Source organism: Pedobacter sp. 22163, from assembly GCF_052045595.1.
Taxonomy (GTDB): Bacteria; Bacteroidota; Bacteroidia; order Sphingobacteriales; family Sphingobacteriaceae; genus Pedobacter.
In genome coordinates, this window is sequence record NZ_JBQEPM010000016.1 from 48,820 (window position 1) to 62,230 (window position 13,411).

The 13,411-nt window shown below is 39.1% G+C and carries 8 protein-coding genes; 5 read left to right on the top strand and 3 right to left on the bottom strand.

The window, feature by feature from the left end; all coding sequences use genetic code 11:
- The first annotated feature begins 1,029 nt into the window (after nt 1–1,029).
- The 3 genes from ACTJKN_RS26615 to ACTJKN_RS26625 all read left to right on the top strand — a co-directional run bounded on the left by ACTJKN_RS26615 (nt 1,030) and on the right by ACTJKN_RS26625 (nt 4,216).
- Complete coding sequence (locus ACTJKN_RS26615; RefSeq protein ID WP_029278206.1) at nt 1,030–1,410, top strand: START-like domain-containing protein; 381 nt, start codon at nt 1,030–1,032, stop codon at nt 1,408–1,410.
- A gap of 30 nt (nt 1,411–1,440) precedes the next feature.
- Nucleotides 1,441–2,865 carry an LptF/LptG family permease gene (locus tag ACTJKN_RS26620; protein WP_440828653.1) on the top strand — a complete coding sequence of 475 codons (1,425 nt, stop codon included), beginning with the start codon at nt 1,441–1,443 and terminating at the stop codon, nt 2,863–2,865.
- Between the two features lie 139 nt (nt 2,866–3,004).
- On the top strand, nt 3,005–4,216 hold the full coding sequence (locus ACTJKN_RS26625) for a bifunctional 3,4-dihydroxy-2-butanone-4-phosphate synthase/GTP cyclohydrolase II (RefSeq protein ID WP_440828654.1): 1,212 nt from the start codon (nt 3,005–3,007) through the stop codon (nt 4,214–4,216).
- 822 nt (nt 4,217–5,038) lie between these two features.
- On the opposite strand, the gene ACTJKN_RS26630 is transcribed toward ACTJKN_RS26625, so the two are convergent.
- A complete protein-coding gene (locus tag ACTJKN_RS26630) occupies nt 5,039–9,469 on the bottom strand; it encodes a translocation/assembly module TamB domain-containing protein (protein WP_440828655.1) in 4,431 nt (1,476 codons plus the stop codon).
- Nucleotides 9,470–9,543: 74 nt separating this feature from the next.
- Between ACTJKN_RS26630 and tsaD the strand changes: the two genes are divergently transcribed.
- Both tsaD and ACTJKN_RS26640 read left to right on the top strand, forming a co-directional pair.
- Nucleotides 9,544–10,545 carry a tRNA (adenosine(37)-N6)-threonylcarbamoyltransferase complex transferase subunit TsaD gene (tsaD, locus tag ACTJKN_RS26635; protein ID WP_440828656.1) on the top strand — a complete coding sequence of 334 codons (1,002 nt, stop codon included), beginning with the start codon at nt 9,544–9,546 and terminating at the stop codon, nt 10,543–10,545.
- Between the two features lie 400 nt (nt 10,546–10,945).
- Entirely contained in the window at nt 10,946–11,143 is a 198-nt protein-coding gene (locus tag ACTJKN_RS26640) for a hypothetical protein (RefSeq protein WP_108199335.1), read from the top strand.
- A gap of 111 nt (nt 11,144–11,254) precedes the next feature.
- Here ACTJKN_RS26640 and recA read toward each other — a convergent pair whose 3' ends face one another.
- Together recA and nth are read right to left on the bottom strand one after the other, a co-directional pair.
- Entirely contained in the window at nt 11,255–12,268 is a 1,014-nt protein-coding gene (recA, locus tag ACTJKN_RS26645; RefSeq protein ID WP_057935221.1) for a recombinase RecA, read from the bottom strand.
- Nucleotides 12,269–12,402: 134 nt separating this feature from the next.
- On the bottom strand, nt 12,403–13,068 hold the full coding sequence (gene nth / locus ACTJKN_RS26650) for an endonuclease III (RefSeq protein WP_029280284.1): 666 nt from the start codon (nt 13,066–13,068) through the stop codon (nt 12,403–12,405).
- Nucleotides 13,069–13,411 lie beyond the last annotated feature (343 nt).

A 13,411-nucleotide genomic window follows, 5' to 3' on the forward strand; every position in this document is an offset into this window, starting at 1 on the left:
AAAAAGAAATGTGAAAAATACTATAAAGCCTTATTGCTCAGTAAATTTGATTGTTTTTAGGAGACTATAACGGTCGTTTCAGACCTTAAGGGCTGCTGTTTTTAGAAGTAGATAACACGACAAAGTGCGGCATTTCGGCGGATACCGCAGAATTAGCCGCATTGCTGGTCTTAGCATAGATCAAGTCTATTGCTTACGGCATGTGCGAAAGGTATTTCAGCTGGCCATTTGTACTCATAAAATTAATGGTTTCAAAGATTGATTACCCTTTGGTGCTACCAAGTCATCTCCAAGGTAACTTTTTCCGTAGCTGATATTCGAGAATCGTTTACCTTTTAGGTAATAAATTAGGTAACGCCAGGGTAACGAAAAGGTAACCGTAGGGTAACCCTGGGGTTAACTTGGTGTACAGAAAGGGTAAACAAGTGGTAAACAAAGGGTAAAGAATAGGTAGAGAAAGGTAAACAAGGGGGGTAGAGAACGGTAAACAAATTTTGCCTGTCCTGTACTGAAATAATTTCAACAATTGCCCGCCTTTCTTAACCATATAAGACATATTAGGTTCATATAAGTTCAATGGAAAACTTAAATAGACTAAAATTATATGGTGAAAGACCTGTTCACCCACTTTTTATAACAGATTTGGTGGTATTCTTTATCCTCACAAAGTGTCAGCTATGCAGCATATTTTTCTTAATCTTATAATGCATACAGGTATCGGATTTTTTTTATTAGTTAGTATTGCGGATGTTGAGCAGAAATTAAAAGTCGGTTAATTAACTACCCGCCCTAGGTTCGTCGTCAAAATAGCCTTCCGAAATGAACTAATGAAGGGAAAAACCATTGACTAATGAACCAATGACCAATGAACTATTACACCAATAACCAATGAACCAATGGCGAATGAACCACTGAACGCGCACCTTGAACCAATAAAAATTATATTGTTGCAGATGTAGAATAAATTACCTTTCTTTAGAAAAATAATATTAAAAAATAGTCCGGAAATTATCCTGGTAGTGTACTAACATGGCAGAAAAGAAAAAATTTACACTAGAGTACGAAGTTAGATCGTCACCAAGAATATTGTATAGTTTTATTAGTGAGCCAAACGGCTTATCGCAATGGTTTGCGGACGATGTGAATTTCCGCGATCAGGTATATACTTTTACCTGGGACGATGAGCAGCAAAAAGCAAAACTGGTTTCCATTAAAGAAAATAAGCTGGTTAAATTTAAGTGGCTGGATGATGAACCTCAATGTTATTTTGAGATGGAAATTGTACAGGACGAACTAACCAATGATGTTGCCCTCTCGATTACTGATTTTACTACCGATGAGCTTCTTGCAGAGAAAAAATTAATCTGGGATAACCAGATCGATTATCTGATTAGCGTATTGGGTGCGTAATATTATCTTCGTATTGTTTACCTTTGTAAGGTGAAAAAAATACATCTTCTATTAATAAAAGCATTTGTGAAGCCATTCATAGCAACATTTTTTGTTATGATGTTTATTCTATTGATGTTTTTTCTGTTTAAATGGATTGATGATTTAATTGGAAAAGGTTTCGAATGGTACACCATTCTGGAGCTGATGTATTATGCCTCGGCCGCCAATGTATCGATGGCGCTGCCATTATCTGTACTGCTTTCATCCATTATGACTTTTGGTACGCTGGGCGAGAATTATGAGCTGGTGGCCATTAAATCGGCAGGGATTTCCTTACAGAAAGCCATGCGACCCTTGTTTGTGGTGATTTTGATGCTCACCATAGCCTCTTTCTTTTTTGCCAACTACATGCTGCCCAAAGCCAACCTCAAATTTGGCTCACTGCTGTACGATGTCAGAAACAAAAAGCTTTCATTTTTGATCAAACCAGGGGTTTTTAACAATGCCATTCCAGGTTATGCCATCCGTGTCGATTCGAAAGAGGAAGACGGTACGCTGCACAATATCATGATTTACGATCACCGTGAAAATAACGGGATTCCGAAAGTAATTCTGGCCAGAGAGGGTAAAATGAATAAAACCGCCGATGGTAAGTATTTGGTGCTTTACCTTAAAAATGGAATACAGTACGAGGAACAGGCTTCGAAAAATGGGATGTACAACCCAAGGCAGATTTTTACGCGGAACCGTTTTAAAGAAACCTCACCGCGTTTCGATATGTCGTCTTTTGATCCCAATACCACCGATCCGAATGCTTTTGGAAACAGTACACCCATGTTAAACCTGAAAGGGATTGTAAAAAAGCGCGACTCGCTGACCAAGCAATTGGATACGATGAAAATGCGCACCATTGCCAACCTCAGCAGCAACTTTAAGCAGTTTAATGTGACTAAAGGATATACCAAAGTAAAAGCCGTGCCTAAAGCGATTGATGATGTAATATTAAAGAGCATCCCTAACGGATCGCGCAAACTGGCCCTGGATAACGCAAACAATACGGTGGCGAATATTATGCAACATGTGCCCAACTGGGGACCGCGCCAAACTGATTTAACCGGCGAAATTATTTTTGCTACGGTAGAGTACCAGCGTAAATTTACCCTGGCCGCATCTTGTATCCTGTTGTTTTTTATTGGTGCACCCCTGGGGGCCATTATTAGAAAAGGGGGAATGGGCTTACCTGTGGTGGTAGCCATTTGTTTCTTCCTGGTGTATCACATTATTACCACAGTGGCCGAAAAATCAGCACGCGAAGGTAATTTAAACCCGATATTCGGGATGTGGATTGCTGTAATTGTTTTATCGCCGCTGGCGGCCTTTTTAACCTACAAAGCCACAGTAGATTCGGCCTTGTTTGATGTAAATTATTACAAACAGCTCTTTCTCCAGCTGTTTAAAAAGAAGAAAAAATAGGCGTCTTTTCCTTTACTTACAGATGATATTTTAATCCAAATATTGCTCAATAAGGTTGTACATTTGTACGGGTTATTGTTTGTGGTATAAATTGATTTTAATATACCTTACACGCCATTTGCCCCATAATGTTTATAAAATGCAAACAAAATTAAACACAATAGAAGAGGCCATCGCAGATATAAAAGCTGGTAAAGTGATTATTGTTGTAGATGATGAGAATAGAGAGAACGAAGGTGATTTTTTAACGGCAGCCGAAAATGCAACGCCAGAGATCATCAATTTTATGGCGACTTACGGCCGTGGTTTAATCTGTGCGCCCTTAACAGAAGAACGTTGTAAAGAGTTAAACCTGAACCTGATGGTGGGTAAAAATACGGCAGCTTACGAAACTAATTTCACGGTTTCCGTAGATCTTGTTGGACACGGTTGTACCACCGGGATCTCAGCAAGCGACCGCTCTAAAACCATGCTGGCCCTGGTTAATCCTAAAACCAACCCTGAAGAGTTGGGCAGACCAGGACATATTTTTCCTTTAATTGCAAAAGATGGTGGTGTAATCCGCCGTGCTGGTCATACAGAGGCTGCGGTAGATTTGGCGCGTTTAGCGGGCATGAAACCTGCAGGTTTATTGGTAGAGATTTTAAAAGAAGATGGCGAAATGGCCAGACTCCCTGATTTATTTAAAATTGCCGAACAGCACCAGTTAAAAATTATATCAATCGAAGATTTAATCGCCTACCGTTTAACCATGGATAGTTTGATTAAACAAGAGGTTACTATCGATTTACCTACCGCTTGGGGCGATTTTAAAATGACGGCTTATACGCAGTTAGATAACAATGCCACGCACTTAGCTATTTCTAAAGGCGAATGGAATGCCAATGAACCTATTTTGGCACGTGTACACAGCTCTTGTGTAACGGGCGATATTTTTGGTTCGTGCCGTTGCGATTGCGGTCCGCAGTTACATAAAGCACTAGAAATGATCGAAAAAGAAGGTAAAGGTATAGTTGTATACATGAACCAGGAAGGGAGAGGTATCGGGCTGATTAATAAATTACGTTCGTATAACTTACAGGATGCCGGTTTCGATACCGTTGAAGCGAATATTAAATTAGGTTTTAAAGGCGACGAACGCGATTATGGTGTTGGTGCGCAGATTCTGAGATCAGAAGGGGTTACCAAAATGCGTTTAATGAGTAATAATCCAACCAAAAGAGCAGGTTTAATCGGTTATGGCTTAGAAGTGGTAGAAAATATTCCGATTGAAATTGCAAGTAACGTACATAACGAGCGTTATTTAACCACCAAAAGAGATAAAATGGGCCATTCGATTATGAAAGGATAATTCGGTTGGCAGTTAACAGTTGACAGTTTGGATTGTAAGAACTAAAAACTGCTAATTGAGAACTTATACAAGACCAACAGTTGAACAGGTGTTCGATTGTTGGTCTTTTTTGTTAGGATATTTGTCATCCTGAGCGCAGCGAAGGATCTATATCGTTAATCCAATGCCATCTATCGGTTTTTTTACCATGTAAGACATATAAGATCATTTAAGTTCCGTATATCGATTATTCACCTCTGTGGTTCGTCTTCCTGAACTTGTTTCAGGATCTTTTTCTATTGGTGAGTGTCTCGCCGACCAAAAAGATAATGATTCTATTTCATAGTGTTCATGCTGATTAAGTATCGGTTGGTGGGACACCAACCGATAGGTAAAAGAGTTGAGTCGATTAGAAGTATCGTCATTTCGACCGTAGCGGAGAAATCTTTAAATTTGATTTCAATAACATAGTTCAGAGATCTCTCCACTCCGCGGTGCTTCGGTCGAGATGACGACTTTCTACTGGATCTGTCAATGGTAGCGTAGCGAAGGATCTATATAGTTAACACAATAGTCTTCTATCGGTTTTTTTACCATGTAAGACATATAAGATCATTTAAGTCTGGTATATCGATTATTCACCTCTGTGGTTCGTCATCCTGAACTTGTTTCAGGATCTATGTTGTGTGTGGTTCTGGTGATTAATTAAAGACTAGAATGCAATAGGCATTAAGATTCCCGCCTGCGCGGGATTCGATAGCTATCGGATGACGACCTTGCCCGGACCAATGAACTAATGACTATTGAACAAATGAACTATTGACTAATGAACCAATGAAACCTCTACTTCCGTTGGTTCCCTTTACTCTGATTGATAATCGCTTCTTTATTGATCGATTTATTCGTTTTTACAGGGGCCTGGCTTTGTTTCCGCTTTAAATTTCGGCGGTAAGCGCCAGAAATTTTCTGGATAAACTCCTTAAACGTATCAAACTGCTGGGTATAAACCAAGCCAAAAGAGGTTACGTTTGCCGTTGAGCTAATCCCACTGTTTAAGAAGATACTTTGTTGCGTAGGTGGTTTATTTGCAGCCTTAACGGTTAAGCTTCCGTCTTTTTTGATTAAGAAAAGGGCCTCAACCTCTCTACCCACATTGTCTTTAGAGAAATCGATAACCGTAAAATCGTTCACACTGTTCCGGTCTACAATACCCGCGTTGATAATTAAACGATCGCTAAAGAATTTGAACGATGCATTGGCCTCGCTCAACGAACGCACATTCAGATCGACAAAATTTAAGTTTAATGAAGAAAGTACATTGTTAAACTGGTTAAAAACCAACTCGGTAGCCGTACTGGTTGCGGTAGAGCTGAGCTGGTTTCCGATCGATTCTCCTCCGTTTCCAGGGGCAAAACTTCTTCTGATAATTAAACTGAAAGCCTGCAGGTTCAGGTTGTTCTGATCGCTGAAATAGGTTTGCAGCTCCTCTTTGATAGACGGTTGAGCAGGGAAGTTAATATCAAGTTTAATATCTGGTTTTAAGAGTAAACCCGTTAAGCCCATCTCAACCTCGGTATTTACCCTTTGGTTGGCATTACTGCTGGCATCGCGGTTGGCTGCTTTGTAAAGGTCGTTCAAACTCGCTCTCAAAGCGTATACTGCTTTTAAGTTAATCTGTGCAGCCGTAGGGTTACCCGTCCAGCGGATGGTTCCACCTTGCCTGATTTCGAATTTTTTGTTAATTACCTCCTGGGCCGTAAAATCGAAACTTCCGGTCTCGATGATGTAATCGCCAGACATTTCGAAATCGCCGAAACTATTGATGTTTAAGTTCAGCTCGGCATTACCCTTGCCACTTAAATTACCCAGGGTAGTAAATATATTCGCCGTGGTATTCGGGTCGATGGTTAACTTGAAGGTTAGGGTCAGGCCATCAAAGTTGGTTTTTTTCTTAACCAGCACAGTCGAATCGCGGCTCACAAAATTAATGAAATCTTTATCTGATATGGTTTCGGAACTGTTTAAAGGCAGGTTGAAAATTGTCCCTTTTTCTGTTTTGGCCTTAATATCAATTTTCATTTTATTTGTTGGCCCGGTAAACGTAAATACACCTGTGCCATAAGCACGGCCATAGTATACCGAATTGTCTTTCGCGGTAGTGTTTAAGGCCATTAAACTGTTTGCATTTACCGTTACTTTCAATGTAGGGTAATTGATGTCGTTTAAATCAACAGTGCCGCGTGCAGTAGCCTCATGACCTTCAAGATCCTTAAGTTCAAAATCGCCGAGTTCAATTACACTATTGTTTACTTCTACCTCATCGGTAATCACATAAGTGGTTTTTAGGTAATTTACCATCAGTTGCCCTTTATCTAATGATAGGGTTCCATTAATTTCTGGTTTTTCTAATTTGCCTTTTACGGTTAAATCAGCTGAGATATTTCCTTTTAAATTCGATACGAGTTGTTTAACGAAAGGCTCAAGGATAGTAAGCTTGCTCTCGTCCATTTTTACTGCGAGATCGATTTCTTTTTCTTTTAAATCGAGATTTCCCGTCAGCTTAAAAGTCTCCGAATCGTCGGCCATAATGCGGGTAAATACATTAATCTTTTTGCTTTCGTTGCTGTACGATGAAGTATCAGTTAAAGTACCGATATAGATATCGTTAAAGTTTAACGAATCGATCTTTAAATCGTCCGTTACCCTCGGTGCTTTTAATATGCCGTACAGATCGGTTTTTCCGTTCAGGTTTCCACCCAGTTTAACGCCAAAACCTTTGGTAAAAGGGTTCAGTGTTTTTAAGTTGAAATCTTTAAAGCCAACACTGATTAAATCTTTAGGGTCTTCCGAAATTAATCCATCAATAATAACCTGCTGCTTTCCGTTGGTTAAATCGAAATTGCTGATCTCGGTTTTGCCATTGTTGAGCACGATGCGTACCTTCTCCTGGATGCGCCACTCTTCGTTGTTGATTTTTAAGATAGAAGGCAATACGCTTAACCTTGCTGTGGTATCCTGGTTTTTGGTAAACTCGACCAGGCCGTTTAAATCGAGCTGATTGTCCTCTTCGGCGTTCGACATTTTTACGTTGAAAGCCAAACTGTCGTTCCGCAGGATGTTGGAAATGTTTACATCTTTAATATACAAGCTGTCGTTAATCTGCACCCGATCGGAAGTTACAATCAGTTGAAGCTGCTGTGTGGTGGTATTTTCATCGAGGATGATATTGTTTACCACAATACCATTGTACTTTAGTTTCTTAACAAAACCGTTCAAAGTTGCGGTATTGTTGCGCGAATCGAAATCGCCCGTTAATGTAGCCCCTTCTTCTAATTCTAAACCCGGTACAAATATCTGCGCCAGTGGTTCGAATTTTTTAACCTTCAGGTTAAACTGAAAAATCTGGTTCTTGTATTTGATAATATCGGCCTTTAATGAGGGGATATACGTTTTGGCGATGGCTTTGTAATACGAAACAATAGAATTTAAATCGTATTCTCCTTTAATACTGGCATCGAAAATATCTGATCGGATATCAAGTACGCGGCTCGTACCGGTGCCCTCGGCCATTAATTGTACAGAATCGACACTATAGCTGCCCTTCGGATTTTGCAGCCTAATTTGTTCTATTAATAATTTGCCAGATATATTGTTCAGGTTGGTGCCGGAGAAATTGGTGGTAAATTTAGCATCAACCTGCAACGAATCTTTCAGCAGTTTTAAAGCCTTTAATCTTGCTTTAGAAATAGTAGCATTAAAGTTAAATACCGGCAATTTAGGATTCAGGTTTACCCCGCCGTCAAAAACCAGTTTAACGTTACGGTCGTTAATGCTCAGTTTACCATCGAAATACTTTTTGTTAAAAGTTCCGTCTATCTTCACATTGTGGTAACGGTAATTGTTAAAGTCGATATAGGTTACATCGCCGTTTATCTTCTCGGTCAAATCTTTAAGCTCGGTGCCGCGGCCCTTAACATACAGTGAAGAGCTGATACGGCCAAGGCTTTTTTCATCAATCAGGTTGCCCAGGTTAAAATCGTAGCTTTTTACGTTTCCGGTATAAGATGGAACATCGTTTTTATCGATTTTCATGTTCACATCCGAAACAATACGGCCAAGTTTGGTTTTAAATTCGCCGTAAGCAATAAAGTCGTTCTGGAAACCGGTAAAACTTCCGTTAAAGTTAATATTGCCAAATTTGTTTACAATTAGCGGAACAATTTTCTTTTTGCTGTTGGTAATGCCTGCCAGCACCTCATCCAGATCGGTTCTATTTGTTCCCGCCATTTCAATGTTGAGGTCCATAAAGGTTTCTTTCCATTTCGGCAGTCCCTTTAAAATAAAATCGCCTTTAATGTGCGTGGCTTTTCCGGTTCTTAACGATAGTTTTTTGGCTTTGAGGTTATTCACTAAACCCGTAATCTGGCCATCAACATCAAGGTCGAGTTTCATGGTGTTCAGCTCAGGTGCAAAGAAGGCTATATCTCTGGAAGTGATGTGGCTATCTTTAAAAATGGCCTTCATCCGAACATTATCTATGTAGTGGTTAAAGTCTTTATAGCTTTTAAACCGCATTTGGTAGTAGTTTGTTAAACGGCTCTGATTGGTTTCGAGCAATAGGTTTTTCAGCTCGATGGCGTTACTGTCAATAGTGGTTTCTGCTGTCAGGTTTTTAAGGTAAAACCCGCTACGCTCTTTAAAAGTTAGGTTTTTGATATTGGTTTTAATCAAATGGCTTTTGGTATCGAGCCCTTCAAAAATTCCACTCAACTCTTTAACAGATACATTTTCGAAGTTTACACTTTTGCCCTGAACGGTATCTTTTGCCCTGTAATTGATATACCTGAAGGCGAATTTATTTAAAATAATGCGGCCAATATTAATATCGTAAGGTTTGCTTTTCTTTTTCTTTACAGTAGGTTTACCAGAATCGAAGTAGTTTATAATGAAATCGAGATTAGAAGACTTATCTTTGAAATCCTTTAGGAAAAACTGCCCATTGTTAATTTGAACGGTATTGATATCAATGATCTTTTTATCTATGGATAATTGATTAATATCCACCATAAATTGTGGTGTGCTCAGTAAAGTGTCTTTTTGTAAATCTAAAACCAATAAATCTTCGAGTACAATAGATTTAAATGGCTTGATGTAGAGACTCTTGATTGATACGGTGGTTTTAAGCTCTTTTGATAAATATGCGGCAGCCTTCTGCGCAAAATAAGTTTGAACAGGCTTAAATTGTAAAGAAAAAATAAGAAGCGCAAGCAGCAAGATGATTGATGCGATTACCCAAAGGAGTATTTTAAATAGTTTTTTAATAATTTTGCAGCTTAAATATTAATAATTTGTCTGTTATACTTGCTATCGAGTCTTCTTGCGATGATACATCCGTTGCTATTTGTAACAACGGCAAAATTACTGCCAATGTTATTGCAAACCAAACAATTCATCAAAATTATGGTGGTGTTATACCTGAATTAGCTTCAAGGGTACATCAACAAAATATTGTGCCTGCCGTACAACAAGCTTTAATTAATGCTAAGGTTACAAAACAGGACATCAATGCTGTCGCTTTTACGCGTGGCCCAGGTCTTTTAGGATCGCTGCTGGTTGGTGTTTCTTTTGCAAAATCTTTTGCATTAGCTTTAAATATACCTTTAATTTCTGTCAATCACATGCATGCGCACATCTTAGCGCACTTTATTGATGATCCTAAGCCAGGTTTTCCATTTATCTGTTTAACCGTTTCGGGCGGGCACACGCAGATTGTGCTGGTAAAAGATTACTTTGATATGGAAATAATTGGCGAAACATTGGATGATGCTGCGGGTGAAGCTTTTGATAAAACAGCTAAATTACTGGCTTTGCCTTATCCGGGAGGGCCGCTCATCGATAAACATGCACAACACGGGAATCCTTTGGCATTTAAATTTGCTGAACCGCAAATTGCCGATCTGAATTTTAGCTTTAGCGGCTTTAAAACTTCTATCCTGTATTTTATCAGGAAGCAGGAAAAAGAGAACCCTAATTTTATTGCCGAAAATTTAAATGATATTTGCGCGTCGGTTCAACACAGCATTGTGCAGATTTTGCTGAATAAATTGAAGAAAGCGGCAAAACAATACGGAATTAATGAAATTGCCATTGCAGGAGGTGTTTCGGCGAACTCTGGTTTAAGAAATGGCCTACAGCAGACTGCCGATGAACTAGGCTGGAAGATATATATCCCAGCGTTTCAGTATTGTACTGATAACGCAGGCATGATTGCCATAGCAGGCTACCAGAAATACCTGAAACAGGATTTTGTTGGGCAGGATGTTTCGCCAATGGCGAGGATGGAGTTTTAATTTTGGTTCATTGGTCATTGGTTCATTAGTCAATAGTTTATGGTTAATTGCCTAAACTTGTTAGCTGGTTACCGCTTAGTGAACGTCATCCTGAATTTATTTCAGGATCTTTGTTTTTTTGCTTTCGTGGCTAATGATTGTAAACTGTAAACCGCCAACCGAAAACTGGTTAATTCCGTCGTTCGTCATTGCGAGAAGGCTTTTTCAGCCGACGAAGCAATCTTTTCAGAATGACGATAATTAGACATTGGATAAGATCCTGAAATAAATTCAGGATGACGACCGCGGGGTGAGATATACCCATGATTTATCTCTGTGCAACCCGTGCTTCCGTGGCAAAAAACTGTAAACCGCCAATTGAAAACTGGCAACGAGAATTGTTTAAATTGAATTTATATATATGACTGGAGCATCGTTAATATTTTGGATTGTTTGTGCGATACCGCTAATTGGTATTTTATATTGGTTGATCAGAAATGACAAAAACAAACTAAAAGGAAGCTGGGGCGTGATTATTTTGGGTGCTTTGGTTATTGCCGCACTTTTGGTTATTGTATATGTAACTAAAGATTTTAACGCCATTTTTAGTCAAAACTAATAATCGTGTTTTTTCAATAAAGGCCTATTTCATAAGATATATAGCGTAAAGCAAAACGCCCTGCCAAATAATTTTAGCAGGGCGTTTTAATATTCTTGAGTTAAGATGGGCTTATTTCTCAGCCAATTTATCGCCGGTTACTTCGGCTTTAATTTTAATTTCTAATTCTTCTGCCAGTTCAGGGTTGTCGCTTAACAATTGTTTTACGGCATCTCTACCTTGTCCTAATTTGGTATCTCCGTAAGAGAACCATGATCCTGCTTTTTTGATGATGCCAAAATCAACACCTAAGTCGATAATCTCACCGTTTTTAGAAATACCTTCACCGAACATTACATCAAATTCTGCAATTCGGAAAGGAGGGGCCACTTTATTTTTAACAATTTTTACTTTAACGCGGTTACCGGAAACTTCGTCAGAATCTTTGATCTGTGAAATACGACGGATATCTAAACGTACCGATGCATAAAATTTCAATGCATTACCACCGGTTGTGGTTTCAGGGTTACCGAACATTACACCAATTTTATCACGTAACTGGTTAATGAAAATACAGCAACATCCGGTTTTTGAAATTGTTCCGGTTAATTTACGCAATGCCTGACTCATTAAACGGGCGTGTAAACCCATTTTACTGTCGCCCATTTCGCCTTCAATTTCACTTTTAGGAACCAAAGCGGCAACAGAGTCAATTACAATTACATCGATAGCACCCGAACGGATTAAGTTATCGGCAATTTCTAATGCCTGCTCACCATTATCTGGTTGAGAGATTAAAAGGTTATCGGTATCTACACCAAGTTTCTTCGCGTAAAACTGATCAAAAGCATGCTCTGCATCGATAAAAGCAGCAATACCGCCTTTTTTCTGTGCTTCGGCAATAATGTGTGTAGCTAAAGTTGTTTTACCGGAAGATTCCGGACCATAAATTTCAATTACACGGCCTTTTGGAATACCGCCGATACCTAAAGCAATATCTAAACTGATTGATCCGGTAGAAATAAAATCTATTGGCTCAATGGCAGAATCGCCAAGTTTCATGATGGTACCTTTACCGTATGATTTTTCTAGCTTATCTAAGGTAAGTTGTAGGGCTTTTAATTTATCTGGATTTGCAGTGCTCATTTCTTTTTTCATTGATTGCGTAAATATAATCGTTTATCGGCTAATATGCTTAAATGTTGATATTTATAATGCTAAGATATTTAGCTAAGGTAAATGTTTTTTAGCTAATGTCAATAGTAAAATGAAAATAATTTTTAAGCTTTTAATTTATCTCTTTCGTTTTGGGCAGTCAAACGTTCGAAGTACCTGCACATATAGGTAATTTCGCAAACATCACATTTGGGGCTTCTGGCCACACAAACGTAACGTCCGTGCAGAATAAGCCAGTGGTGTGCAATGTGGATATCGTGTTCCGGAAGGTTTTTAACCAGATCTTTTTCAACCGCCAAAGGGGTTTTGCCATTGGTTAAACCCAAACGATTGGCTACACGAAAAACGTGGGTATCAACCGCCATGGCCGGTGCATTGTAAATTACCGAGGCAATTACATTGGCGGTTTTGCGGCCAACACCTGGCATTTTCTGTAAATCGTCAATACCCGAAGGTACCACATCGTTAAATTCATTAAGCAGAATATTAGCCATGCCAACGAGGTGTTTTGCCTTGTTGTTGGGGTAACTGATGCTTCTGATGTAATCGAAAACAATATCGGGCGTAGCTTCGGCCAGCGCTTTAGCATTAGGGAAGCGTTGAAAAAGTGCAGGGGTTACCATATTTACCCTTTTATCGGTGCATTGTGCAGAAAGGATTACCGCCACTAAAAGCTGATAGGGATTATTATAATGTAACTCGGTTTCTGCATCAGGTTGCTTGGCCGAAAAATGTTCTACAAAAAGTTTGTAGCGTTCTTTTTTAAGCATGTGCAAATATAGGTTAAAGATGGAAAATGTAACATGCTAAATGATGGAAGAGTAAGGTGGAGGATGGAAAGGTAAGGTGGGGATGGAAGAAGGGGAATGGGAGAGATAAAGCTTCGATTTTCATCCCGAGGGATAATTTATTGTATAAAAATCAATAGAATGACGCATATTCTTTTTTACCCAGAGGCTCATTCTTGCCTCGGCTCACCGCCGCCGAAGGGCTCTTTCTTTTACTATATAACAAAAAAGATTAAGCTACTTGTAGCTTGAGTGCATTAAGTGTTTTTTCCAGTGCTGCAATTCGCGCTTTTTTCTGTTTATTAAGGTGCTCTTCATTGTTTAA